The sequence below is a fragment of the Pedobacter yonginensis genome (assembly GCF_003173595.1).
Taxonomy (GTDB): domain Bacteria; phylum Bacteroidota; class Bacteroidia; order Sphingobacteriales; family Sphingobacteriaceae; genus Pedobacter; species Pedobacter yonginense.
Genome location: NZ_QGNZ01000003.1, coordinates 573271 through 599832 on the forward strand (window position 1 = coordinate 573271; position 26562 = coordinate 599832).

General features: G+C 37.6%; 27 protein-coding genes. 19 read left to right on the top strand and 8 right to left on the bottom strand.

Annotated elements, in window-relative coordinates:
* Positions 1-16: 16 nt before the first annotated feature.
* The 3 genes from lpdA to DHW03_RS14105 form a co-directional block, all read right to left on the bottom strand.
* The gene (gene lpdA / locus DHW03_RS14095; protein WP_109926463.1) at positions 17-1423 is read right to left on the bottom strand and encodes a dihydrolipoyl dehydrogenase; all 1407 of its coding nucleotides are present in this window, start codon (positions 1421-1423) and stop codon (positions 17-19) included.
* Positions 1424-1546: 123 nt separating this feature from the next.
* Positions 1547-2707, bottom strand: a complete 1161-nt coding sequence (locus DHW03_RS14100) for an esterase-like activity of phytase family protein (protein ID WP_133248528.1) — start codon at positions 2705-2707, stop codon at positions 1547-1549.
* A 99-nt stretch (positions 2708-2806) separates the two neighbouring features.
* Entirely contained in the window at positions 2807-3685 is an 879-nt protein-coding gene (locus tag DHW03_RS14105; protein WP_109926465.1) for a DUF6515 family protein, read from the bottom strand.
* A 195-nt stretch (positions 3686-3880) separates the two neighbouring features.
* Here DHW03_RS14105 and DHW03_RS14110 point away from each other — a divergent pair, with 195 nt between their 5' ends.
* From DHW03_RS14110 to DHW03_RS14120, 3 genes are all read left to right on the top strand, one after another.
* Complete coding sequence (locus DHW03_RS14110; RefSeq protein WP_109926643.1) at positions 3881-5752, top strand: CocE/NonD family hydrolase; 1872 nt, start codon at positions 3881-3883, stop codon at positions 5750-5752.
* Between the two features lie 258 nt (positions 5753-6010).
* On the top strand, positions 6011-7666 hold the full coding sequence (locus DHW03_RS14115) for a M1 family metallopeptidase (protein WP_109926466.1): 1656 nt from the start codon (positions 6011-6013) through the stop codon (positions 7664-7666).
* Positions 7667-7795: 129 nt separating this feature from the next.
* Entirely contained in the window at positions 7796-8527 is a 732-nt protein-coding gene (locus DHW03_RS14120; RefSeq protein WP_109926467.1) for a head GIN domain-containing protein, read from the top strand.
* A 64-nt stretch (positions 8528-8591) separates the two neighbouring features.
* Here DHW03_RS14120 and DHW03_RS14125 read toward each other — a convergent pair whose 3' ends face one another.
* The gene (locus DHW03_RS14125; protein WP_109926468.1) at positions 8592-8912 is read right to left on the bottom strand and encodes a hypothetical protein; all 321 of its coding nucleotides are present in this window, start codon (positions 8910-8912) and stop codon (positions 8592-8594) included.
* 249 nt (positions 8913-9161) lie between these two features.
* Here DHW03_RS14125 and DHW03_RS14130 point away from each other — a divergent pair, with 249 nt between their 5' ends.
* A complete protein-coding gene (locus DHW03_RS14130; RefSeq protein WP_109926469.1) occupies positions 9162-9377 on the top strand; it encodes a hypothetical protein in 216 nt (71 codons plus the stop codon).
* Between the two features lie 82 nt (positions 9378-9459).
* Here the strand turns inward: DHW03_RS14130 and DHW03_RS14135 are convergent, their stop codons facing one another.
* Positions 9460-9762, bottom strand: a complete 303-nt coding sequence (locus DHW03_RS14135; protein WP_109926470.1) for a hypothetical protein — start codon at positions 9760-9762, stop codon at positions 9460-9462.
* 308 nt (positions 9763-10070) lie between these two features.
* Between DHW03_RS14135 and DHW03_RS14140 the strand changes: the two genes are divergently transcribed.
* From DHW03_RS14140 to DHW03_RS14150, 3 genes are all read left to right on the top strand, one after another.
* Positions 10071-10946 carry an alpha/beta fold hydrolase gene (locus DHW03_RS14140; protein WP_240618544.1) on the top strand — a complete coding sequence of 292 codons (876 nt, stop codon included), beginning with the start codon at positions 10071-10073 and terminating at the stop codon, positions 10944-10946.
* Positions 10947-11128: 182 nt separating this feature from the next.
* On the top strand, positions 11129-11872 hold the full coding sequence (locus DHW03_RS14145) for a LytR/AlgR family response regulator transcription factor (protein WP_109926471.1): 744 nt from the start codon (positions 11129-11131) through the stop codon (positions 11870-11872).
* A 3-nt stretch (positions 11873-11875) separates the two neighbouring features.
* Entirely contained in the window at positions 11876-13045 is a 1170-nt protein-coding gene (locus DHW03_RS14150; protein WP_109926472.1) for a sensor histidine kinase, read from the top strand.
* A gap of 534 nt (positions 13046-13579) precedes the next feature.
* On the opposite strand, the gene DHW03_RS14155 is transcribed toward DHW03_RS14150, so the two are convergent.
* Complete coding sequence (locus tag DHW03_RS14155; protein ID WP_240618545.1) at positions 13580-14470, bottom strand: hypothetical protein; 891 nt, start codon at positions 14468-14470, stop codon at positions 13580-13582.
* An 85-nt stretch (positions 14471-14555) separates the two neighbouring features.
* Entirely contained in the window at positions 14556-15302 is a 747-nt protein-coding gene (locus DHW03_RS14160) for a DUF2490 domain-containing protein (RefSeq protein ID WP_109926473.1), read from the bottom strand.
* A gap of 223 nt (positions 15303-15525) precedes the next feature.
* Between DHW03_RS14160 and fabV the strand changes: the two genes are divergently transcribed.
* From fabV to DHW03_RS14195, 5 genes are all read left to right on the top strand, one after another.
* The gene (fabV, locus tag DHW03_RS14165) at positions 15526-16719 is read left to right on the top strand and encodes an enoyl-ACP reductase FabV (RefSeq protein WP_109926474.1); all 1194 of its coding nucleotides are present in this window, start codon (positions 15526-15528) and stop codon (positions 16717-16719) included.
* Between the two features lie 108 nt (positions 16720-16827).
* Positions 16828-17394: a GNAT family N-acetyltransferase gene (locus DHW03_RS14170; protein WP_109926475.1), complete on the top strand. Its 567-nt coding sequence runs from the start codon at positions 16828-16830 to the stop codon at positions 17392-17394.
* 139 nt (positions 17395-17533) lie between these two features.
* A complete protein-coding gene (locus DHW03_RS14175; RefSeq protein ID WP_109926476.1) occupies positions 17534-17986 on the top strand; it encodes a cold-shock protein in 453 nt (150 codons plus the stop codon).
* A gap of 1079 nt (positions 17987-19065) precedes the next feature.
* Positions 19066-19752 (top strand): SIMPL domain-containing protein, encoded by a 687-nt coding sequence (locus DHW03_RS14190; protein WP_109926479.1) that lies wholly within the window; start codon positions 19066-19068, stop codon positions 19750-19752.
* Positions 19753-19849: 97 nt separating this feature from the next.
* The gene (locus DHW03_RS14195; protein ID WP_109926480.1) at positions 19850-20161 is read left to right on the top strand and encodes a hypothetical protein; all 312 of its coding nucleotides are present in this window, start codon (positions 19850-19852) and stop codon (positions 20159-20161) included.
* A 102-nt stretch (positions 20162-20263) separates the two neighbouring features.
* Here the strand turns inward: DHW03_RS14195 and serS are convergent, their stop codons facing one another.
* The gene (gene serS, locus DHW03_RS14200) at positions 20264-21535 is read right to left on the bottom strand and encodes a serine--tRNA ligase (RefSeq protein WP_109926481.1); all 1272 of its coding nucleotides are present in this window, start codon (positions 21533-21535) and stop codon (positions 20264-20266) included.
* A 114-nt stretch (positions 21536-21649) separates the two neighbouring features.
* Between serS and rsmI the strand changes: the two genes are divergently transcribed.
* From rsmI to DHW03_RS14235, 7 genes are all read left to right on the top strand, one after another.
* A complete protein-coding gene (gene rsmI / locus DHW03_RS14205) occupies positions 21650-22360 on the top strand; it encodes a 16S rRNA (cytidine(1402)-2'-O)-methyltransferase (RefSeq protein WP_109926646.1) in 711 nt (236 codons plus the stop codon).
* A gap of 23 nt (positions 22361-22383) precedes the next feature.
* Positions 22384-22686 carry a nucleotidyltransferase family protein gene (locus tag DHW03_RS14210; protein ID WP_165825424.1) on the top strand — a complete coding sequence of 101 codons (303 nt, stop codon included), beginning with the start codon at positions 22384-22386 and terminating at the stop codon, positions 22684-22686.
* On the top strand, positions 22683-23018 hold the full coding sequence (locus DHW03_RS14215; protein WP_109926483.1) for a HepT-like ribonuclease domain-containing protein: 336 nt from the start codon (positions 22683-22685) through the stop codon (positions 23016-23018). The genes DHW03_RS14210 and DHW03_RS14215 overlap by 4 nt, the downstream gene beginning before the upstream one ends.
* Before the next feature lie 14 nt (positions 23019-23032).
* The gene (locus DHW03_RS14220) at positions 23033-23683 is read left to right on the top strand and encodes a PH domain-containing protein (protein ID WP_109926484.1); all 651 of its coding nucleotides are present in this window, start codon (positions 23033-23035) and stop codon (positions 23681-23683) included.
* Positions 23684-23835: 152 nt separating this feature from the next.
* Entirely contained in the window at positions 23836-25467 is a 1632-nt protein-coding gene (gene lnt / locus DHW03_RS14225) for an apolipoprotein N-acyltransferase (protein ID WP_109926485.1), read from the top strand.
* 10 nt (positions 25468-25477) lie between these two features.
* Complete coding sequence (lspA, locus tag DHW03_RS14230) at positions 25478-26008, top strand: signal peptidase II (RefSeq protein ID WP_109926486.1); 531 nt, start codon at positions 25478-25480, stop codon at positions 26006-26008.
* A gap of 99 nt (positions 26009-26107) precedes the next feature.
* Complete coding sequence (locus DHW03_RS14235; RefSeq protein ID WP_109926487.1) at positions 26108-26524, top strand: OsmC family protein; 417 nt, start codon at positions 26108-26110, stop codon at positions 26522-26524.
* Positions 26525-26562: the final 38 nt, after the last annotated feature.

Sequence of the window (26562 nt, forward strand, 5' to 3'; positions counted from 1 at the left end):
ATTAAGATACTATTTCCTAAATATGGATAGCCCTATTGTCTGTCGCGGCTAATGCTGCTTCTTTAAACGCCTCTGTATAAGTTGGGTGGGCATGACAAGTACGGGCAATGTCTTCTGCCGAGGCTCTGAATTCCATAGCAATAACGGCTTCGGCAATCATATCTGCGGCACGTGGGCCAATCATATGTACACCTAAAACTTCATCTGTTGTGGCATCGGCTAAAACTTTGATGAAACCATCGGTATCCATGCTTGCTTTTGCACGTCCGCTGGCTTTGAAAGGGAATGAACCTGCTTTATATTTTGTTCCCTGTTCTTTCAGCTGCTCTTCGGTTAAACCAACTGATGCCACTTCTGGCCAAGTATAAACCACGCCTGGAATGAGGTTATAATTGATGTGTGGTTTTTGTCCGGCAATGGTTTCGGCTACATAAGTGCCTTCATCCTCTGCCTTGTGAGCCAACATTGCACCTGTAACTACATCGCCAATAGCGTAAACGCCTGGCACTGCGGTTTCTAAATGTGCGTTAACTGGAACCTTTTTACCTCTTTCTTCAACGGTAATGCCGATTTTATCTAGGCCTAAACCTTCGGTGTATGCTGTTCTACCTACGGCAACAATACAAAAATCGGCATCTAAAGAAATGGATTCGCCTTTTGCGTTATCTGCTTTTACGGTTACGGTTTTACCTTTTACGGTAGCGCCTGTAACTTTATGGTTCATGTAAAACTCCATACCCAAGTTTTTCTTCAAAACGCGTTGAAGCTCTTTACCTAAACTGGCATCCATGGTGCTGATGATGGATGGCAAAAACTCAACCACCGATACTTTTGTGCCTAAGCGGGCATACACAGAACCCAACTCCAAGCCAATTACACCACCACCGATTACCACCATCGATTTTGGAACTTCTTTAATGTTTAAAGCTTCAGTTGAAGTGATGATTCTTTTTTTATCTATTGGCAAAAATGGCAATGCAGTTGGTTTAGAACCTGTTGCAATGATTACATTTTTTGCGGTTAAGGTTTCGGTAGAACCATCTGTTTTGGTAACCAAAATGGTATTTTTATCAACGAATGAGCCAAGCCCTTCATAAGAATCGATTTTATTTTTCTTAAATAGATAGGTAATGCCGGCCGTATTTTGTGCCACAACATCGTCTTTACGGGCGATCATTTGGGGCATATTAACTTTAAGATCTTTTAAATCAATACCGTGTGTTGTAAAAGTATGGGCTGCATTGTGATAGTGTTCTGATGAATCTAACAATGCTTTTGATGGAATACAACCCACATTTAAGCAAGTACCTCCAAAGGTTTTATATTTTTCTATAACAGCTGTTTTCAAGCCTAACTGAGCACAACGGATTGCGCCTACATAACCGCCCGGCCCTGAACCGATAACAACGACATCGTATTGCATATTTTTCAATTTTTTATAATTCAAAGGTAGCTAAAAAAGGTTGAAGGTAAAAGGCAGATGCACCTTGCGATATGACACGAGGCCGTAAAATTCCCAAATAATAAAAATTATTGACCAATTTAATTAGGGCTCTACTTCAAACAGAAAGAATTGCTGTGTTTGATTTTTGGCAAAGTTGTTATCTACGCAAAAAATCAAGGTATCGTGTCCGTTTGGCATTTTGGGTCCGAAGGTTATGCCTTCAAAATTATCGATGTGCATGTTTAGCTGATCGAAATCGAAAAGCAACTTTTTCATTAATGGCTTAGGAGGATTTTTAACAAAGGATTGATTATTGAGCTCGTTTTCTGCGCCATATAAATCGACCAAATACAACTTTATAAAAGTATGGTCATCACGTCCTTTTGCCCAAGCGCGCTCCATTACCAATAGAGTGTGGCTGTTGACAGCCAAAATCTCGGAAATTCCATTGAGGTTCCAATCGCTTTCTACCGTAGGCAGCACAGGCAATTCACCCAAATTATAGGCATATTGTGCGGTGTTTCTTTTACTGGCTACGTCGAATTTTAAAATGCGGGTTAGTGCTTTATCGTATCCGAAAGCGGCCTGCCTGCCATCTTGATAAAGCGGTTCTTCTAAACTTGCGTAAAGTGTTTTATAATTATCGGCATAGCTTACCCCTTCAAAAAAAGCGTTTTTGCGCACGCCAAATGCTTGTTTGGTAATTTCAAAACCTTTCGGCAGTGCAACGGTATCTAAAAATTTGCCTTCGTTACTGATAAAAGTTAATGCGGGTTGAACCATGGTGGTATCAGTTGGGCGGAACAATCGCTCTCCTTCATTGCTCCAAACCAATCTGTTGCGTAGAGGATCAAATCTTACCGATTCTCCATCGGCTTTTGAGTTTTTGCCATACTCATATTTCGGATATTGTGATCCATTTTGCTGCAAAATAAATTTAACGCCCGTGAATTCGATGGTATCTATTTTATTTTCTATTATATTGATTTTTGCAGTATAAACCCGGGCTGGACTATATTGCGAAGGGTCATCGCTAATGAGGTAGTACTGTTTGCTTTTTGCATCATAATCAATTCCGGATAAACCCCCGACTAATGTATTTCGATAACTCATGCTTTGGGGCATCACATAGGCGCTTAAAAACTTGATGGAAGAAACGGTGGTTTCTGGTGTTTTTATAGCGACTTTGTTGGTAGAACAGGAGGCAAGAAAAATAATTATGGGAAAGTATAGCAGGGAGATTTTGGCTAGTGCTTTTTTCAAATTATGTTGGTTTTTTTTGTAAAAATATACAATTCGGTGAAATAAAAAACTGCTTCAATATTAAATCGAAGCGGTTTGAAATTATAATTACCATCTAAATTAAAAAAGCTTTCCGATAACTCTATAACTGATTGTGTTTCCCTCGATTACTTCTTCGTAGTAAACATCATCAGGCGAAACAAAGTATTTATCGTTTTTAATGGTTACTTCTCTGCAACCTTCTGGCAATTGCGGGATAACATCACCAATTTGATGCGTATCTACCGGACCATCTGTCGTGTTTAACACCCCATCTTTCCCCGCAACTACATAAATTGTTTTGCCATCGGCATTGGTACTTTGCGTATAGTAAACACCTTTGTATTCATAATAATCTACCCCATCTATGGTTACTAAACTCGCATCAGATGGTAAATTCGGCACCTCTGCACCAACCGGTGGAACCACAACCTGATAATTATTTTCGTACTGACGATAAAATAAACCGCCAGAGTAATAATATTGAGTGGGACCAAAATAAAATGGATAATAGCCATATGGCAAAACATTTAAACGGAAACCGATAAATGGTCTGTAATAATTGTGGTAACCGTAATAACCGTAGCGTGGACGATAACCAAAGCCTGGTCTGTAATAACCACCTGGGCGATAACCTGATCTGTTATATCCGTAATTTGGTCGAATGGGCCTGCCACCTGGGCGACTGATGCCAGGACCCGGTCTGTAACTTCCACTACTTGGTCCTTGTATTCCGCCTCTTGATGGTGCTTGCATAGATGGTTGTCTTGAAATTGAACCTCCACCGCGTGAGGGTGAAACTGCACTTGGTCTTCCACCTCCGATATTTCCGCCAGACCTGCCGCCTACCGAACCACCGCCCCTGCTTGGTCTTTGTGCAAAGGCATTATCTACATTTAGGGTTGCCACTAATGCTGCTACAGCAAAAACAACCAAACTTCTATTAAATAACCTGTTCATTTACGTGTGTTTAAATCGATTATGTATATGACGACAAAAACTTGCAAAAGATTATCGCTTAACATTATTTAACTAAATTTTGATAAAGGCATGACGATGATGAAGCGTATCCTTAACAAACCTTTTACCGATGTTTTTTCAGTTATCACTTCCTTATCTCTATATTTAAATTTTATTCTCAAATCAATACAACCAATGAACCTCAACAAACTTTTATGCCTTTTAATTTCTCTATTCATTTCTAATGAATTACTGGCTCAGCAAACCGATTCTGCTTATGTTAGGGAAAACTATACTAAAATTGAGCGCCAAATACCTATGAGAGATGGCATTAAGCTCTTTACATCTATTTACATACCAAAAAACCAAAGCAAGAAATATCCTTTTTTAATTAACCGCACACCATACACAGTACAGCCTTACGGAGAGGATAAGTATAAAACCAGTTTGGGAAATTTCCCAGCCATGATGCGCGAAGGCTATATTTTTGTATATCAGGATGTGCGTGGAAAATGGATGAGTGAAGGAAATTTTGATGACGTTCGTCCGCAATTTGTGGGTAAAAAAACTAAAACATCCATTGATGAGAGTACCGATACTTACGATACGATTGATTGGTTGATAAAAAATATAAAAAACAACAATGGCAACGCCGGTATTTATGGTATTTCTTATCCAGGTTTTTATTCAACAACCTCTTTACCTAACGCCCACCCTGCACTTAAAGCTGTTTCGCCACAAGCACCCGTTACCGATTGGTATTTGGGCGATGACTTTCATCACCGAGGCACTTTATTTGTGATGGATGCATTTAGTTTTATGACCAGCTTCGGCGTACCTCGACCAAAACCGATTACGCCAGATAAGGGGCCAAAAGGCTTCAAGTTTCCCATCCAGGATAATTACCGTTTCTATTTAGAAGCAGGCTCCTTAAAAAATTTAAAAGAAAAATATTTAGGCGATAGCATTAAATTTTGGAACGATTTAGTTGCACATCCAAACTTGGATACCTTTTGGAAAGCACGCCTAATTTTACCGCATTTAACCAATGTAAAACCTGCCGTTATGGTTGTTGGCGGCTTCTTTGATGCGGAAGATGCTTATGGAACATTTGCCACTTATAAAGCGATAGAGAAACAAAACCCTTCGGCAAACAACATTTTGGTTGCAGGCCCTTGGTATCATGGTGGTTGGGTAAGAAGTACGGGCAGCAACTTTGGAGATATAGAGTTTGGCCAACCAACCAGCACCTATTATCAAGAACACTTTGAACTGCCTTTTTTTAAACATTACCTAAAAGGTGAAGGAGATTTTGATGCTGCAGAAGCAAACATCTTTGTTACGGGTAGCAACCAATGGAAAAAATTTGATACCTGGCCACCAAAAGATACAGAAACTAAAAACCTATATCTGCAACCCAACGGAAAATTGAGTTTTGAAAAAGTTGGCAGAACAGACAGCTGGGATGAATATGTGAGCGATCCGAATAACCCTGTACCTTACCAAGATGGAATCCAAGCAAAACGCACACGCGAATATATGGTTGATGACCAGCGTTTTGCTGCCCGCCGTCCAGATGTAAAAACTTTTCAAACTGACGTTTTAACGGAAGACATTACCATCACCGGCCCAGTTTTAGCCAACCTAGTGGTATCTACTAGCGGTACGGATGCAGATTATGTGGTAAAATTGATTGATGTTTATCCAGAAGATGCGCCTAACCCATCGCCTAACCCTAAAAACTTGCTTATGGGTGGCTACGAAATGTTGGTGCGTGGCGAAATCATGCGAGGTAAGTATCGCAACAGCTTCGAAAAACCTGAACCATTTGTTCCGGGCGTGGTAACGAAAGTGAATTATCCACTGCCTGATGTTGCACATACCTTTAAAAAAGGACATAAAATCATGATTCAGATTCAAAACTCTTGGTTCCCTTTAGCGGATAGAAACCCTCAAAAGTTTATGGATATTTATCAAGCTGAAAAATCTGATTTCCAGAAAGCAACGCAAAGAATTTATCACGATGTGAACAATAGCTCATTCATTACACTTTCAGTTTTAAAGTAACAGATGGTGGCTGACCTGTTGTATGTATTCTGCGTTTCTGCACCCTAACAAAAGCAGCAATACAAAATTGCAGTACAGAAATTGACCCTTTAACTTCAATCAGTATGGTACGTGTCAACACGTACCATCGCTAAAAATATTGTTATTGTTTGGTATCGCCACGAAACAAGGCATAGACCAAAGAGGCTTTACTTTCTTCAACAAATACACGTATTCCTCCTCCTCATTTTAAATAATAAGGTGGCAAAATAAAATCAAATGAAAAAACTCATTTTAATTTTAGCAGTTGCACTCGGTGTTTCAACATCAAATGCGCAAATGCTCGGTAAAGATCAGATCAATTCAAAAGCCGATAGCTTACGTGGAAGCCTAACGCCATTAAGAACCTGTTACAATATTAATTATTATCACTTGGATGTGAAAATCGATATTGATGAAAAATCGGTAAGTGGAAGTAATGAATTTGTGTTTACCGCCACTCAAGATTTCACCAAACTTCAATTCGATTTATTTTCAAATCTGAAAGTTGAAAAAGTGATGTATAAAGGCGCTGAGCTAGCTTTCACAAGAGAATATAACGCGGTTTTCGTAACCTTCCAAAAAGCAATAAAAAAAGGGACTAAAGATAAATTCACCGTTTTCTATTCCGGAAAGCCCAATGTAGCTCGTAACCCACCTTGGGATGGCGGATTTATTTTTAGAAAGGATTCTGCTGGAAACCCTTGGGCATCTGTGGCCTGCCAAGGGCTTGGCGCCAGTGTTTGGTGGCCAAATAAAGATCATCAAAGCGATGAGGTGGACAGCATGATGATTAGCATTACGGCACCAAAAGGCTTGCAAGATGTTTCGAACGGAAAGCTTAAAAGTATTGAACCGCAGCCAGATGGATCAAATAAATACAATTGGTTTGTAAGCAACCCAATTAACAACTATGATATTGCTTTTTACATTGGCAAATACTCACATTGGGAAGACAGTTACGCCGGAGAAAATGGGAAACTGAGCATTGATTATTGGGCTTTACAAACAGACAGTGCCAAGGCTCGTCCGCATTGGGATGCTGATGTAAAACCCATGTTAAAATGTTTCGAATATTGGTTTGGCCCTTATCCCTTTTATAAAGATGGTTATAAATTGGTACAAGCACCGCATTTAGGCATGGAGCATCAAAGTGCGGTTGCTTACGGCAATGGTTTTAAAAAAGGCTACTTGGGTAGAGATTTAAGTGGGACAGGACATGGCTTAAAATGGGATTTCATAACCATTCACGAGAGTGGCCACGAATGGTTCGGCAACAACATCACCTCAAAAGATATTGCCGATATGTGGGTACACGAGGGCTTTACAGATTATTCGGAAACCTTGTTTACTGAATGTACAGAAAGTAAAGATGCAGGCAATGAATACGTTATCGGCATTCGTAAAAATATCGCCAATGATGTTCCGGTTATTGGTCCGTATGGGGTGAATAAGGAAGGCTCAGGAGATATGTATTATAAGGGTGCCAACCTGATTCATACCATCCGCCAGTTAGTTAATAACGACGAAAAATTCAGACAAATTCTTCGCGGTTTAAACAAAACCTTCTACCATAAAACCGTAACTACGGCCGAAATAGAAAATTACATCGCTAAGCAAAGTGGCTTAAAGTTGGATAAGGTATTTGATCAGTATTTGCGCCATAGCAAAATTCCATTGTTTGAATATAAAATTAAAAATGGTACACTTTCCTATCGCTGGGTTACAGATGTTAAAGGTTTTGATATGCCTATACAAGTAACCCTAAAAAATGGCACCTACTCATTACTCAATCCAACAAACCAATGGAAATCGACCAAACTGAGTTCGGATGTTACCATGGAGCGTTTTAAAGTGAACCCGCTTTTTTATGTTGATGCAAAACCAGCAGAATAACGGAGGTAAAAATTATTTTCGGAAGATTGACTTGCCGATGCAACTTTTTTATAAAACCATCGTCTTATTGGTAAAAAATAGTCATCCGCCTTTTAGAAATTAAACTAGAAGGCTTTAAAATTCCTAACGATGAAAAAAATATTTCCAATTTTAATTGCAGCAATAACCTTAACTGCAACCATTAATGTTATTGCAAAAGATCAAATCCACATCAACTCATCCTCAAAATCGGATACGGAGCGGGATGTAAAAAACTTTAACGGCGTGGCTGCAGGCGGCCCCCTTAACGTAGTGATTACAATAGGAAGCAAAGAAAGCTGCCGTTTTGAAGGCGATGCAGATGCAATTGCTACGCTGATTACTGAAGTTAAGGGAAACGTGTTGATTATCCGTCCTCAAAATAGTTGGACGAGCTGGGAAAAAAAATATGAAAACAAAAAAATTACGGCATACGTTACCGCAAAAAGCATTAGCAGCTTAACCATGAGTGGTTCTGGCAGCATGTCGGTAATTGGAAACATCAACACCAAAAGTTTAGCAGCAACCTTAAGTGGCTCAGGAAATATAAAGGCCACGGCAAATGTTGATGATTTCAGCGGTGTAATTAGTGGTTCGGGTAATTTAATGGTTAATGGCAGTGCAGATGATGCCAAAGTGGTGATTAGTGGATCTGGTAACTTTTCTGGCAAAGGTTTAACTGTAAATGATTTATCAACAACCGTAAGTGGTTCAGGAACCGTAAACATTAAAGCCGATTCAAAAATTAAAGCTGTAATTAGTGGCTCCGGCAACGTAAATTACTCAGGTAACGCCACAGTAGAAAAAACGGTGATTGGATCTGGAAATGTGAGGAAAATCTAATCAATATAACCTACAAAAAAGGGCATCAAAATGAATTACATTTGATGCCCTTTTAATTTGAACATTATCTACGAATCCGGGATGGACTGTAGGCAATTAAAAATTCAGAGTCTTTTTCTATGGGAATAGATGGATCTGGAACTTGAATATCTGGATGGTTGGTTTTCAAATACAACATCACGTTATCAGCAAAATCTTGCAATTCTTTATGTTCAATCTGGTGAGATACCGTTGGATAATAATCGTGCTCAATAGCCAATCTTCCAGCATCCGTTACCTGACTAAATTTCCAGCCTTCCCCTTTTTTGATACCGTTTTCCTTATTTGCATTGTTTAAGTGATACAAATACACTTTAGCCTGTAGGGCCACATCTTCTTTTTTCATCTAAATTAATTAAGCAACTCCTATTAGCTGCCATTTGAAATAATATTAACCAACAATAAACAACAGTGAAAGGCCAACAAAGAAATTTGGCGAGAAAAGTTAAATGAAAGTTGTACCGTTTTCGCTAAAGATACGATTTAATTACGGGTTCGATCCACTAAAGCCAAAACATGACACTTTAAAGTGAAGTGCTGGTTAAAACAAAGTTACCACATGCTTTGTTAATTTTAAATAATCAAAAATAAGGGAATGCCAATTGTTTTAAATGAAGAAACTAGCCTTGAAATCTTAGAAAATTTACAAATCGGATATCAGATTACAGATGGAAAAGCCATAGATGGACATATTATTGGTATTGAAATTTTAAATGCCACATCGGGCAAGCTGTTCAAAATCTCAATAGATTCAGGCAAAATTTTCTTTCTCACCTTTTCTTTAGAACGCCCAGCCGTAAATTCAAAATAATTTATCAAAAGAAGTTTAGCGCCTTTCCTCAACGGCTAATGACAGCATAAAATGCGCTAAAGCGACAAAACATCTTAATCCCCTAAGAATTTACAGGCTCAGCAACATTCTGATTAATCTCAGAATACCAGTTAATCGGATGCGATCTTAAATTCATTCCATCACTTTCGATATGGTATAGAATAATCGGAGCCTTAAAATCAACAAGTGTTTCTATTTTTCGAGAAAGCTTGCCCAGAAAATCCATACTGGAAATGCCTTCCTTTAAGTGGATGTAAATTACACTGCCCGTTTTAAACTCGAAGCGTTCAACAACGCCAGGCCATTCCGAACGAACTCGATTAAGAAATGCGTAAATTTTAGGAGATTCTTTTAGGTTTTCCATAAGCTTTTAGGTTTTGGATACCCTAATTTAACCAAATAATCTAAAAAAATAGAAATTGTAACGGATACTATACAAAAAAGCTTTGCTTGATTTTTATAACAGAATTTTCACTCACCTAGGCAATTTCTATCAATTAATTTGTAAAGCCTATACGAAGTATCGATTCACAAAACACAAAGGAAACGCGCATTTCGTCGATTCATATTTAAGCAGATATACCTAAAAGCCCCCTTTAATTGTCCTTTTTACGCCGTAGTCGTTTACAAATATTGAATGTATATTTACGTATAATTCTATAGTGAAAACATATGATGAAGAAATTTATCCATAACTTGATTATTTTTATGTTAATAGACTCACTTCTTATTGCATGGTCCGTATCGGCAAATGCGCAACAGAATAAAATAACTGAATCACATAAAACTTCAGGCTATGCTCCAGTGAATGGCATAAAAATGTATTATGAAATTTATGGTAAAGGCGATATTCCTTTGGTTCTCATTCATGGGGGTGGCTCTACAATAGAATCATCTTTTTCTAACCTAATACCGCTGTTGTCAGGCAAAATTATCGCTGTCGAACTGCAGGCACATGGCCGCACCAACGATCGTAATGCTCCAGAAACCTTTGAGCAAGACGCAATGGATGTTGCTGGTTTACTCAAACATCTAAATATAGAAAAAGCAAACGTGTTGGGATTTAGTAATGGTGGCACAACAACATTGCAACTTGCCATTAAGTATCCCAAGCTGTTAAATAAAATTGTCGTAATTTCTGGCACATACAAAAGAGAGGGCATGATTACAGGCTTTTTTGATGGCATGGAACAGGCAACTATAGATAATATGCCAGAAGCTTTGAAAACGGCATATTTAAAAGTAAATCCAAGCCAAGATGGCTTAATAAATATGTTTAATAAAGACAAAAGCAGAATGATCAACTTTAAAGATTATCAGGATGATGATCTTAAAAACATAAAAGCCCCCGCATTAATTATGGTTGCAGATCATGATGTAGTTACCCCTGAGCATACCATCAAAATTTCCAAATTCATTCAAAATGCACAGCTGGCCATACTACCAGGCACGCATGGCTCATTCATTGGAGAAGTATGTAGCGCAAAGGAGGGTGATAAAGCAACCGCAATAACAGCGAGTTTAATTGATGAATTTTTAAAAGATTGATCAAATGCCAATAGCCGAACTATAAATTCGCGGTAGTTAAACTTTAACTTGAAAAATCTATATTATCACGCAAAATAAATACACTAAAAATTATATCAACTTTGTAAGATTTCCGTTCTAATAACTACTTTTTAAGTTGAAAAATGTAGTTTTGAATTTGCGGAAAACCAAATTTAACAAGGATGATCAAGTGTATTGCAATAGATGACCAACAGGATTCACTAAGTGGATTAGAGCAGTACATTTCAGATACACCTCATCTCAACTTAATTGCGAGCTACACCAACCCGCTAATCGCTTTGAATGAGATTCCAAAAAATCCCAATGTAGAACTCATCTTTGTTGACATTAACATGCCTCACATTTCGGGCTTAGAGCTGGCAAAGGCAATTAGGGCAAAAACTAAGAAACTTATTTTTACAACATCACATCAAGAGTATGCATTTGAAGCATTTGAAGCAGAAGCGGATGCCTATTTATTAAAACCATATAGCTATGCCAAATTTTTGCTCACCACTAATCGCCTCTTCAATGATGTTACCGAAACGCCTGCTTTCAAAGAAAATGGCAAAAAAGACGAGTATTTCCTTGTCAAAAACAAAGAAGAAGAACATAAAACCGTATTGGTAAGGTATGATGAAATTGTAGCTTTCGAAAGTTTTCACAACTACGTAAAAATACACACCACAAAAAAAACAATTATTGCATACCTAAGCCTAAAAGATGTTAGAGAACAGCTCGATTTAGATGGTAGATTTATCCAATTGCACCGAGGTTACATCATTGCAGTAGGCCAAATTCAGCATATAGAAAGCAATAAAATCACATTGAGCAACAAAATTAATTTCAACGTGGGCGATATTTATCAGCCAGAGTTTAGGGAATTCTTAACCAATAAAATCATCACCAGTAATCGAAAAAAATAGTTAATGGCTGCACATCGTTTAAGTTGGCATGGATCGATTATAAACTGGCTTTCTACCCGAAAGGTCCATTTTATATCATGGGCAATTTTTATTACTTGGGAGGCCGTCATTGTCGGGCTAATTTTTGGCAAATACGGCACCATTGCGAACTACACCATCCACTACGCCATAAACATCTTTATTTTTTATGCCCAAGCCTATCTTCTGGGCAAGGCCCTGCAATTTCCTAAAAGCACCGTTTGGAAATTGCCTCTTTTTATTGCGCTTGAAATTACAGCCTACATTGTGTTTGTGTATTACCTAGATACCTTCTTGTACCTTTACACCAACGTACTAGACGGTAAGCCCAATGCATCAGATAAAGTACGCATTTTAACACTTTTGTGGAGGTGCTTATTTTTTATGTTTTTTGGAACCGGCTACTATTTTTTAATTACGTATTTATCCGAAAAAAAAGAAAAAGAACGTATTGATAAGCAAAGGTTTTTAGTGCTTTTAGAAAAAGAAAAAACAGAAAAACAATTGGCTTTGGCCCAAAATGCACTTCTACAAGCTCAAATTAACCCCCATTTATTATTCAATACTTTAGAATTTCTGTATCAAAGGTTGAAAAATAACGCCCCAAATGATGCACAGGCAATGCTTTACCTTTCCGAGCTCATGCGTTATGCAGCATCTGCCGATGGTACAAAAAGTTTTCTGGCTTTGGGCCATGAAATTGCTCAATGCGAGAACCTTATCTTATTACATGGAATTACAGATGGCCAGCTTTTCAACGGATTTGCTTATGCCCCTGATGTAGAAGATTTATCATTCATTCCTTTGGTATTAGTAACCGTTTTAGAAAACATGTTTAAACACGGAGATTTACAAAGCGAGTCTGTTAGGGCTGAATTGAGTGTTTATCAAAACGACGAATCGCTTATAATAGAAAGCATAAATGCGACAAGAGCCTTCCCTCACAGAGAAGGCCTCTCATCTGGCTTAAAAAACATTAAAAACAGGCTTCTACATGCCTACGGAACACAGGCAAGCTTAAGAACTGAGCAAACCGAACACGCCTTTAAATTAACTATTAGGGTGGAAAAACATGCTATAAAACTGCATAGCAATAGTTTATTTGAAATGGTGCAGCAGTCAGCACAACCAATGTTAACAGCCGCAAAAAAATAAGCCATTACACATTAGGCCGTCACCACTCAACAGCGGATAAAATCTTCAAAAAAATTTGGTAGTTCGAATATAAGCTATTACCTTGTACCTCGAGAGCGTTAATTTAGATTTGGGCGCATGAGATTTCATTTCATGTGCCCTTTTTTATTTGAAGCCAACCGTAACAATTCTTAAAACCTGATTGGTTAGAAAGTAATTGACCTCCTACGCTGTATCAACCTAAGTTCGGGATAGCAAAATTTTCTTTTAAAACTGTATAAGAGCGTCAATCAAATTCAGAGAGACAACTTCCAACAACCATCTGTTAAATTTATCCATCATGCTAAATTTACTTCAGCATCTTAATGGATATTGATTTGCTTTGTTCTTTCGCCCTTAGAGATTAAACCGAACTCACGTTGATTAGACAAACAAATGGTATAAAAAATGGCCTCAATCGGCGCACGTCGCCGTTTGAAACCATTAAATATTTGTTTTACCTAAAAGTGATTATGAAATGCACTCGCTAGAGATTTACCCTTTATCTCAACGACATTAAAACTGGACGCCCAATAACCACATGTTCTCTACGTAGTTAATTTTCTGACTGGCCTTATCATACTCATCCCAACCGGTGGTATGAATTTGAGTTAGATTGGTTGCGCCTAACTTCGTTGTGTTTTGGAGGTAAACGTGTTTCCAGATGTAAAACTTTAAACCAATTTTCGCCGAAATGCCATAGCCAGAAATATTCCAATGGTTGTTTCTACCCAAACCAAATAAGCGCACATCAGATCGTGGCACCATCAATCCGCCGCCTAAACCGGTTTCTAAAGTTAACGAAGTATTTCCACCGGGAGCAACCCAAATATCATCATAACGCTCTACCTCTATATTTGCATAGTTAAATCCATCGGTATGTTCAAAGGTTAAAATATTGTCTTTAACATCAATAGTTTGTCCATTATAATCGCCGGCTAATGCGCCCGTAGAAACATTTTCTGGAGTGATGTTCGCACCAATATGTCCGCTAATGGAAACGCGTTGAGGAATATCCATCACATATTTCATGTGATCCCAACCAATCGAAATGCTATAATTATCTTTAATAAAGTAACCAACACGAATGTTATACTGTGGCACGGTAACCAAACCCGGATTTAAATATGCCCAGCTCAATTTTGATTGTCTATCATGCGCAACAACATCATGTAAGGTAAAATCATAGTTTGGACCCTGAAAGCGAATATCGCTTTTATCAAACCACGAATGGTTGTATCCCCAATGGAAGAAAAAATCGCCCTTACGAGAGAAATTTCTTTTATGTTCCGGATTAAATAAACTTCTTGATGGTCGGTTTTTGTTTACTGATGAGGTTTGAGTTTCTTGGGCTTGCATCCGCTTCCCAAATAAAAGCGCTAAGCATAAAATGGTAATTTTCTTCACGACGCAAATTGAACGAAAAGCTTCGTTATTTACAAATTTTTAACAACCTGAGCAGTTAATGCCAATCAATATGACTTTACGTTAATTAAAAGCGTGTATAAATAGCAAACTGTACTACATTGTTTATGGTATTGTTTTGCGCACCGTGCTGAGCCTGATTTAGATAACCAAGTTCCAAATCAAAAGATTTAGAAAATCTATAGCCACCAGCAAGATACAGCCTGTTTTGATCAAACAAACTATTATTTACCTTTTCCTTATTTTGAATATTTAGAAAAACTTCATTTTGCAGGGCAACGAAAGCACCCTTTGTAAAAGTTGGGGTTGCTTTTTGTAAGGGTTTAATCAATCTAAAGAAATAGCGCAGTCGCTGAGAAAAGTAATCAGGATCGGTATTGGTTGCCACAAAATTACGCTCTACAAATCGTTGCTCTAGCCTAAACCTATGCGAGGCAAATACCGATTTTATTTTATGTGTTAAGATATACTGTTCCCAAATGCGCTGTTCGTTAATGGTAGATTTAGCCACAATGCCCGATGTGGCATCAAACAAACTCAAATCTTTAAAATAGGTTTGTACGAGGGCATAACCCAGTGTAACGTTTTGATTTTTATTGATATAATAGGTTAAACCTGGCCGTATTAATGTATTTCTCAAATGATCCCAATCATCGGCAGAGCGCAATTGAACATCTAAATGCAAACCCCATTTTTCGTTAAACTTTGTGCTATTTAAAAAAAATAACCAACCAGAATTTTGATGTTGAGTTTGTGCATTCACCTTGGCAAAAGAAAATAGAAGTATTGCAAAGAGTATAGATATTCTTTTCATAGTTTAATCTGGACGTTCTTATCTGATTGGCTAAAATAAGAGAAAAATAACAAAGGCGAAATTTATAATCTACACTGTTACATTTAAAGCGGTTTATTTAAATTTCATTGAAGTGTAAACGATTAAAAATTTATCTTCGTTAAAGATTTGGTTAATGGATTACAAATGAATCCTTAACATTTAAGCAGATTTAAAATTACAAAACATAAAAAATCACAACAAAATGATTATTGAACCGAGAATGAGGGGCTTTATCTGTTTAACCGCACATCCCGATGGTTGCGCTCAAAACGTAAAGAATCAAATTGAATATGTAAAATCAAAAGGTGCCATTAACGGCCCTAAAAAAGTTTTGGTAATTGGCGCCTCTACAGGCTTTGGCTTAGCTTCAAGAATTACGGCTGCTTATGGCTCTGGTGCAGCAACCATTGGCGTGTTTTTCGAAAAAGCACCTTCAGAAGGCAAAACAGCTTCGCCAGGCTGGTACAATAGTGCCGCTTTTGAAAAAGAAGCACATGCCGCTGGCCTATACGCAAAGAGCATAAATGGTGATGCATTTTCGAAAGAAATTAAGGAAAAAACTTTAGCCACAATTAAGGCAGATTTGGGTCAGGTGGATTTGGTGATTTACAGTTTGGCATCTCCAGTAAGAAAACATCCTGATACTGAAGTTTTACACCGTTCTACCCTAAAACCAATCGGTAACACATACACCAACAAAACAGTAGATTTTCACACAGGCAATGTTACCGAAATCTCTATCGAACCCGCTAACGAAGAGGATATTGCGAACACAGTTGCTGTGATGGGTGGCGAAGATTGGGCCATGTGGATTGATGCCTTAAAAGCCGAGAACCTTTTGGCTGAGGGCGCTACCACTGTTGCCTATTCTTACATCGGTCCAGCCTTAACCGAACCAGTTTACCGTAAAGGAACCATCGGCAGAGCTAAAGATGATTTAGAGGCAACTGCTTTTAAAATCAGCGATAAGCTTGAAGATATTGATGGTAAAGCTTATGTATCCGTAAACAAGGCATTGGTAACGCAGGCTAGCTCAGCTATTCCGGTAATACCGCTATACATTTCTCTGTTATACAAAGTGATGAAAGCAGAAGGAATACATGAAGGAACCATTGAGCAAATACAACGCTTATATGCCGAAAGATTATATACAGGCAGCCCAATTCCTGTTGATGAACAAGGAAGAATTAGAATAGATGATTGGGAAATGCGCGAAGATGTTCAAGCTAAAGTAGCCGAACTTTGGGACGCCGCCACCACAGAAACATTACCTGCAATAGGTGATTTGCCAGGTTACAGATCTGATTTCTTAAGCTTATTTGGTTTCGAAATTGATCATGTTGACTATAAAAAAGATGCAAATGAGCTGGTAGCGATTGAAGGTTTGGTAGATTAACAAATCCTGTGGGTTAAAACCAAACAAAACGCTATTACCGATAGCAATTACAAATACGATTAATATAACGGTTGGCGATTTCGTCAGCCGTTTTTAATGTAAAATGATATGAATTTCGATTTACAACCTACATTAGAAAATGATTTGATTAAAGTTGTACCTCTTGAAGAGGAAAATTTTGAGGCCTTATACGCAGTGGCTTCCGATCCGTTGATTTGGGAACAACATCCTAATAAAAATCGGTATCAACGGGCGGTATTCCAAACCTTTTTTAAAGGTGCAATGGAATCGAAAGGTGCCTTTATTGTTTACGATAAACCCAGCGGAAGGCTTGTTGGAAGTTCTAGGTATTACGAGTCCGAAGAACTAAGCAATTCTATTGCCGTTGGATACACTTTTATTGGCAGAGATTTTTGGGGTAAGGGACATAATGCCGCTTTAAAGCAGTTGATGTTCGATTATGCCTTTCAGTTTGTAGATCATATTATTTTGCACATTGGTGCTACAAATTTCCGTTCGCAAAAGGCTAGCGAAAAATTAGGAGCCTTAAAAGTAGGTGAGCTCGAAGTTGCCTATTATGGTGAAGCCATAAAATTAAACTTTATTTATCAAGTGGATAAATCAAAGTGGCAAACGATTAAAAACAACCATTTACAAAAACCTAACTCGCTGTAAATATAAAAGTTATGGCATTAAGCTGACGTATTCAAAAGCATCATCTTTTGGAATAAAATCGTGTTTCTGCTTTAGGATTGTTATATTTGTATAATTCCCCCGCACTCATCACACATAAAACAAAAACAATTAATAAAATATGGCTAAATCTCAAGCAACGTACAGTAAAAAAGAGAACGAAAAAAAACGATTAAAAAAACAAAAAGACAAACAAGAGAAAAAAGAAGAGCGTCAATCTAATGCAAAAAAAGGCCTAGCCCTTGAAGAAATGTTTGCATACGTTGATGAAAATGGTAACATTTCATCTACTCCACCAGATCCCAAAAAGAAGAAAGTATTCAACATTGAGGATGTTCAAATTGGTATAACAAGACAAGAAGACATCATAGACGAAAACCCAGTTAAAAAAGGAACAGTAACTTTCTTTAACGATAGCAAGGGTTATGGTTTTATTAAAAATACAGAAACTCAAGACAGTATTTTTGTTCACGCCAACGGTTTAGTAACACAAATTAAAGAAGGCGATAAAGTAACTTTCGAAGTAGAGATGGGACAAAAAGGCCCTACTGCTGTTAAAGTATCAAAGGTTTAACAAACCATTAATTCTCTTTGCAATCATTTGCAACCCGTTAAAATTTTGCAGACCCAGTTCTGCTGCGCTAGGTTTTATAACCATTTATAATTCCGTCTATTTAAGAATAAAACCTTGCGCATAATTTTTTCCTTTTACAATTTCCTGTCTATAAAAAAAACAGATTCCAATTTAGGAAGATTTACTGTTGTTATGTTTGGTGAGCCATAAACATAGGCTGGGCTGTGTTTTGACTTAAGTCGCCCAATCATACAATGTGCTACAGCACCTGCAAATTTTGAGGTAAACAGATGTACTTGGAAATGAACGCTCAGCATTCCAATTGAAACACCTGCCCCGCTTTTACTGCTGCAAATTTGAAAAAAATTGGCATTCGTGCAATCGGGTTTATAATTTAAGGCTGGTGCCATGCAGAAGCCTCATCCTCAAACCCCATTGTAGTGGCATACCCTGATTTTTCAATCAGAGATATAACGAAAAGCGGGACTGCATATCCCGAAATATAACTGAACGCTCGTTTCCAAAAAAATACAGAGTGTGCTACAGCACCTGCAAATTTGAATTAAGCAGATATATTTGGAAATGAACGCTCAGCATTCCAATTGAAACACCTGCCCCGCTTTTACTGCTGCCAATTTGAAAAAAATTGGCATTTGTGCAATCGGATTTATAATTTTAGGCTGATGCCATACTGAACCCTCCTTCTCAAACCCGATTGTAGTGGCATCCCCTGATTTTTCATCAGGGATATAACGAAAAGCGGGACTGCACATCCCGAAGAATTACTGAACGCTCGTTTCCAAAAAAATACAAAGTGTGCTACAGCACCTGCAAATTTGAGGTAAGCAGATGTATTTGGAAATGAACGCTCAGCATTCCAATTGAAACACCTGCCCCGAAGAATTAATGAACGCTCGTTTCCAAAAAATTAATTGCCAAGTCTCAAATCTCATATTATTGGTAGAATTCCTGATCTCCCTACTATTGAATGAGTTACGATAAAAAATAAAAATATGTTAATCTCGGTGTGGAATTTGTGTACTAACTTCATCATTACAGTACACACAAAGAAATACATTATGAAAAAATTAATCGCAATTGCAATTGTTGCATTTTTAGGCTTATCAACAGTGATGGCCCAACAAGTAGATTTACGCAGAAAAATTAGCGTAAGTGGATCAGCAGAAACTGAAGTTACACCTGATATTATTTACATCAGCATTTCGCTTAAAGAGTATTTAAACGGAAAGAAAAAAGTAGAAATTACCGAGTTAGAAAAACAACTGTATGCGGCCGTTCAAAAAGCGGGCATTGCAAAAGAAAATTTAACCATAAGCAATTTAAACAGCTGGAATTACGCAACAGAGAAAAAGAAAAATCCTGATTTTTTAGCCAGCAAACAATATCGATTAAAAGTAAGCGACTTAAATAAATTTAATGGAATTTTAGAAGCTATTGATGCGAAAGGTGTTGCGAGTACAAACATTGAAAGTTACGATTATTCTAAAATCGAAACTTTGAAAAAAGAACTAAAAATAAAGGCTTTATTGGCCGCAAAGGAAAAAGCAGCCTATATGGTTGAAGCACTTGGCGATAAATTAGGCGGCGTAATAGAAATACAAGATGGTGGCGACAATGTGATACAACCTGTTTATAGAAACTACATGATGAAGGCCGAATCTGCAGATGCGCAAGCTGCACCAGAAATAGATTTCAAGAAAATTAAACTGAATTTCACTGTAAATGCCGTTTTCGAAATCAAATAGCCGATTTAACATTTAAACACAGTCTTTTTAAAACCTACCAACACATTTTGGTAGGTTTTTTGTTATGTAGTGAAAGAATACTAAAAAAATTAACATTATGAAAAAATTTATTTACACTCTAGCCCTAATTTTCACACTAGGCATTAGTTTTAATTCGGCTCAGGCTGCTAAGCCTGCAAAAAATCCAACTGAATTAACTGCTGAACAATCGGCGCAATTGGAAAGAATTAAAACCCGTGTTGAAGAAATTAGAGACATGGACAAATCTAACTTAACACAAACAGAACGTAAAGCTTTACGTAAAGAGTTAAGAGAGATGAAAAATCAAGCTCGTGCAGTTTCTGGAGGTGTTTACCTTTCAGTTGGTGCAATTATCATCATCATTTTATTGTTGATTTTGATTTTATAATCACAAAAGAACAAAACACATCTACCTATAAAAAATAAAAGCTTTGCAGAACTACACTGCAAAGCTTTTTGCTTTTACTTGGTTTTGAGCGTTGATTGATGTTTAATCAATGATATCAAAACCTGTATATTTTACCAAAGCTTCTGGAATTTTAATTCCATTTTCGGTTTGATAATTTTCTAAAATCGAAGCCACAATTCGAGGTAAGGCCAGCGCACTTCCATTTAAGGTGTGTGCCAATTGTGCTTTACCTTCTTTACCTTTAAAACGCAGTTTTAATCGATTGGCTTGATAGGTTTCGAAGTTTGATACCGATGAAACTTCTAACCAGCGCTGCTGCGCTGCGCTCCAAACCTCCATATCGTAAGTCATTGCCGAAGTAAAGCCCATATCACCTCCGCATAAACGCAAAACACGGTAGTGCAAACCCAATTCTTGCAATAAGGACTGAACATATTGACTCATATCCTCTAAAGTTTGGTAAGATTGGTCTGGGTGGGTAATTTGCACCACTTCTACTTTATCAAACTGATGCAAGCGATTTAATCCCCGAACATGAGCGCCGTAAGAGCCTGCCTCTCTGCGGAAACAAGGTGTATAAGCGGTATTTTTAATTGGTAAGTCTTCTTCTTTAACAATTACATCGCGGTATAAATTGGTAACAGGTACTTCTGCCGTTGGAATCAGGTATAAATCATCAACCGTAGCGTGGTACATTTGGCCTTCTTTATCTGGCAACTGACCAGTTCCAAAGCCCGAGGCGGCATTCACCAAATGAGGTACTTGCATTTCTCTATATCCCGCAGCGGTAGCATGATCTAAAAAGAAGTTCATTAATGCCCGTTGCAATTTCGCACCCTTTCCCTTGTAAACAGGAAAACCTGCTCCAGTAATTTTAACGCCCAACTCAAAATCGATAATATCGTATTTAGCAGCCAATTCCCAATGTGGTAAGGCTTTTACAGGCAATTCTGCTGGTGCACCATGAAGATAAACCACTTCGTTTTCTTCGGCGGTAGAACCTTGTTTTACCAAATGATAAGGTAAGTTTGGCAGCTGCACAACTAAATTGAACTGCGCTGTTTCCAATTCAGCCAACTTTTCTGTTAAATGCTTTATATTTTCTTTGTAACTGGTAGTTTGAGCTTTTATAATTTCTGCTTCGTCCTTTTTACCAGCACGCATCAATTCGCCTACTTGCTTTGCTGCAACGTTGGCTTCTGCAGAAAGACTATCCAAAGAAGTTTGAGTTTGGCGACGATCTTCATCAATTTTAATAATCTCATCTACCAATTCTGGCTGTTTAAAATTACGTACACTTAAACGTTCTAAAACTTTCTCTCTATTTTCGCGGATATAGTTAACTTGCAACATTATTTAATTTTTTCACAAAGATAATAATTAAGTCGTCATTGCGAGTGCGGTGTGGCAATCTATCCAGAAAGATTGCTTCGAAACCTGCCGCAAGCAATAATGAATATAGAAAATATGGATGGCAAACTATATCTAGTACCTACACCAATAGGCAACCTGGAGGATATGACCTTTAGGGCAATCCGGATTTTAAAAGAATGCGATTTAATCTTAGCTGAAGATACCCGAACAAGCGCACCAATGCTGAAACATTTTGGTATCGATAAAAAGGTTTTTTCCCATCATCAGCATAATGAGCACAAAGCAACTTCAGAGATTATAAAGTTTTTGAACGAGGGACAAAAAATTGCCTTAATCTCTGATGCTGGTACGCCTGCAATTTCTGATCCTGGTTTTTTTCTCGTTCGCGAGGCCATTAAAAATGAAATTGCTGTAGAATGCTTACCCGGGGCTACGGCTTTTGTCCCTGCATTGGTAAATTCTGGCCTACCTGCTGATGCGTTTTGTTTTGAAGGCTTTCTCCCTGTTAAAAAAGGCAGGCAAACGAAATTTAAAAAACTGACGGAAGAAGATCGAACTATAATTCTTTATGAAAGCCCACACCGGTTGTTAAAAACATTGGAGGAGTTTGCTCAATATCTAGGCGCCGATCGGCAGGCATCAGTAAGTAGAGAATTAACCAAGATGTTTGAAGAAACCGTTCGCGGTACCTTAACGGAGATAAAAACACATTTCGAAAACAATACTTTAAAAGGAGAATTTGTAATTTGCATTGCTGGTAAAACGACAAGTAAAAGCAAAAATAAGTATGAGGTGGCTGATTAGTGGCTTAATATTAAACAATTATGATGGAAAATTTAATTTCTAACCACTTGCCAGAAATAAGGAATCTTTTTAAACAATATGATGTTAAAGAGGCTTATTTGTTTGGCAGTGCAGCGAAAAATACGTTAAAGGATGATAGCGATATTGATTTTTTGATCAATTTTTCAAATAAAACAGACTTCGAAAGTTATGGTAATAATTACTTCGGTTTGCTTTATGCCCTGCAAGACCTTTTAAAAAGAAATGTCGATTTAGTTGCAGAAGAAACGTTAAGCAACCCTTACCTTATTGAGAGTATTAATCAAACCAAGATACAGCTGATATGAGTGTTCTAGAAGAGAAGAAACTACTCACAGATATAAAAATATCGATATTATCGATCTACGAACACCTAGAAAACAACCTTGATTTTGAAGTTTATAAAACTAATAAAACTAAGCGAAGAGCGGTCGAGAGAGAACTAGAAATCATAGGCGAAGCCATCAATCATTTGCTTAGAATTAATCCTGAAATAAAAATTTCCTATTCACGCCAAATTGTTGATTTAAGAAATAAAATCATCCACTCGTATGATAATGTAAACAACATCGTTATATGGAAAATTATAATTAAAGATATACCGATTTTACAAATGGAGGTAAATCTTTACCTTGAATAAAATTTTAATAATATATGATTAGCATAGATAGATTTCTAAGTGACGAGCAAGACCCAAAGGCGGTTGAAAAAGTTATCGGAAAATTAAATGATCTTTTAACCACGGGTGAGGAGCTTTTATACTTAGCCGTTCAGAAAAAGCCTGCGGTAAACTTGTTGCCAGATAGCATTGCGATTTCGAACAAGAGAATTTTTTACTGCGAGCCAGGTAACTTAGGTTTAACCATGAACTTTAAGGACATTTCTTGGAAAAGCATTAAAGAGGTTTCGTTTAAAGAAGAATTTTTTGGCTCTAAGTTTATCTGTGTCCCCCAACATGGAGAGAATATTGTAACCGAATTCATTCCAAAAGTGCAGGCAAGAAAACTTCATCAAGCTGCTAACGAGCAATTGGAAGCTTATAAAGAACTGCTTAGACAGCAATTACTTGAAGAAAACCGCGCTTCGGCAAGCGCCGTTAATTACTCTCCCTCACAGCCCACAGTCGAGATTCCGAATCTAATCCAAGAGCCAGAACAACCGATAATCCAAATTGCAGAGGTTGTGGAAGAACCAGAAGATGAAGCCACTTTGAAATTGCGTAAACTAAAAACGCTTTACGATAAACACTTGATTACCCAAGAAGAATACGAGGCAAAAAAAGCAAATATTTTGGATAGTTTGTAGTGAATGTAGTTTTAGGTGGATTAAAAATCCACAGTTCTACGGTCGAGAAAACATTTCTCGACCAACTTATGGTGATCGTCAAAAGTTAAAAACCCATTAAGATGCTGAAACGATTTTAGCATGAAGGCTAAATTTTATAAGATGATTTTTTAATGAACCAAAAACAAACCTACCTACTCGCTTTATTAAGCGCATTTTTACTTTGGCTGGCTTGGCCACCAATGCCGTTTACAACGCCTTTATTACTAATTGGTTTGGTGCCACTGTTTATTGCGCTGGATCATATCGCCCACAGCGAGGTTAAGAAAGCTGGAAGAAGAATATTCTTAACCGCAGGGCTAACTTTCTTAATTTGGAACACCGCTTCAACATACTGGGTTTTTAATGCTATAAGTGCCTACAATGGATGGGAAACTGCCATTCCTGTTTCGCTAATTCCTTATGGCCTTGGCGCACTATTAATGACTTTTGCCTTTTGGCTCTATTATCGTTTGGGCAAATACGTAGGCAAAACCTTAGCTTATGCTGGATTAATTTCCTTTTACATTGCTTTAGAGTACTTACAGCAAACTTGGGATTTAGCTTTCCCATGGATGACTTTGGGGAATGGTTTGGCTGGAATGCATCAGCTGGCTCAATGGTATGACTTTACAGGAGTTTATGGCGGTTCGCTATGGATTTTACTCAGCAACATTTTAGCTTTTGAAGCTTATAAGAAATTCAAATCACAATCAGGTTATTTGAAATTCAGGGCTGCAGGAATATGGGCGTTAGTAATCATCATTCCAATCGGCATATCATTAACGAAATATTATAATGCTGAGCAAAAGGGCACACCAAGCAATGTAGTAGTTGTTCAACCAAATATCGATCCCTACCAGAAATTGGAAAACATACCCACTGCCGAACAAATTCAAATTTTAGCACGCCTCTCCGATTCAGTTGGGCAAGCCAATACCGAATATTTTATCTGGCCAGAAACTGCCGTTCCAAATTATGCGGATGAAGACAGAATTCGAAGCAATCCCGATTTCATTGCACTACAAAATTTTATAAGCAAATACAAAAACGGTACATTAATTACCGGAATTGAAAGCATTAAAATCTATCCCGACAAGAAAACAGTATCAGCAAAATATTATCCAGAACAAGGCTTTTATCTTGATAATTTTAATACGGCCATGCAGGTAGAAAACTCTGCTAATGTGCAGTTTTACCACAAATCAAAATTGGTACCCGGAGCAGAGAAAATGCCCTTTCCGAAGGTTTTTTCTTTTATGGATGGTGTGTTTTCGCAACTTGGTGGAAGCGTAAGTGGTTGGGGCTGGCAAGAAGAGCCTGGCGTGCTTTATGCGCAAAGTGGCATTGGCGTAGCGCCTGTTATTTGCTACGAAAGTTTATGGGGCGATTGGATCGGCAAGTCGGTAAAAAATGGTGCCCAGTTTATTGCCATTATCACCAATGATGGTTGGTGGGGCAACACTTCGGGCAAAGATCAGCATGAAATGTATGCTAAATTACGTGCTATAGAAACGCGACGGGATGTAGCAAGATCTGCAAACACAGGAATTTCATGTTTCATTAATCAGCGTGGTGACGTACTTAAAAGTTCCAAGTGGTGGACCAGAACCGCTTTAAAAGCCGACATCAATCTAAATGATGAAATTACGTTTTATGTTAAAAGTGGTGACGTAATTGCGAAATTATTAAGTGCTTTAGCTATATTAATCGCTCTAATTATTCCTTACAAAAAATGGATGAGCAAAGCTACACCCAAAGGATAAAAATTATAAAATGGCAAAGAAAAACACGATCAGGTTATTTATCCTCACCATACTTTTATTATTAAATATCGGTTGCGATCAGGTGTCTAAAAACATTGTTCGGAACCGAATAAGTGAGTACGAACACATCAGTGTTATTAAAGATCGCTTTACGCTAACCAAAGTAGAAAATAGTGGTGCATTTTTAAGCTTAGGCGATAACATGCCCTACGTGTTTAGACTTATCTTATTATCTGGATTACCCCTACTTGTTTTGGGTTTTGGCTTATATTATCTTTATGCAAAGCCCAATATACCTAGAACCATGCAAATTGCACTTTGCTTTTTAATAGGTGGTGGTATTGGAAATTTGTACGATCGTATTGTACATGGTTCGGTTACAGATTTTATGCACATTGATTTTGTTATCTTTCAAACAGGCGTATTCAATTTTGCAGATATTTCCATTATGATTGGTGTGGGCATTTTGCTCATCCAATCTTTGCAAGCACAAATGGTTAAAAAATCTTCACATGAAGAAACCGAATCAACAGAGGCCTAAATTCGAACAAATTCTTAACCTAATAATTGCATTTTATAAACAAACATATATTTATCTTTAGGTGTTTAGAAACAAAATATTCACCAAAAATAAAATCTAATGAAAAGAAATGCAACAGCCGTATGGCAAGGATCTGGTAAAGAAGGTAAAGGTAATTTAACCACCCAAAGCACAACATTAAGCAATACTCAGTATTCTTTCGGTTCTCGCTTTGCGGAAGGCGTAGGTACAAACCCTGAAGAATTAGTTGCTGCAGCCCATGCAGGTTGTTTTACGATGGCTTTATCTTTCAAAATCGACGAGGCTGGTTTTACTGCTGAGAACTTAGAAACCAAATGTGTAATCAACTTAGATCCAGCTCAAGGTAAAATTACAGAATCTCACTTAACATTAACGGCTACAGTTCCAGGACTATCAAAAGAAAAATTTGATGAATTGGTTGCTGATGCTGAAAAAAATTGCCCAATCTCAAAATTGTTCGACACAACGATTTCTGTTGATGCAACTTTAGTATAGTTATACATTATCACTTGACAGCTCTACTTTAACGGAGT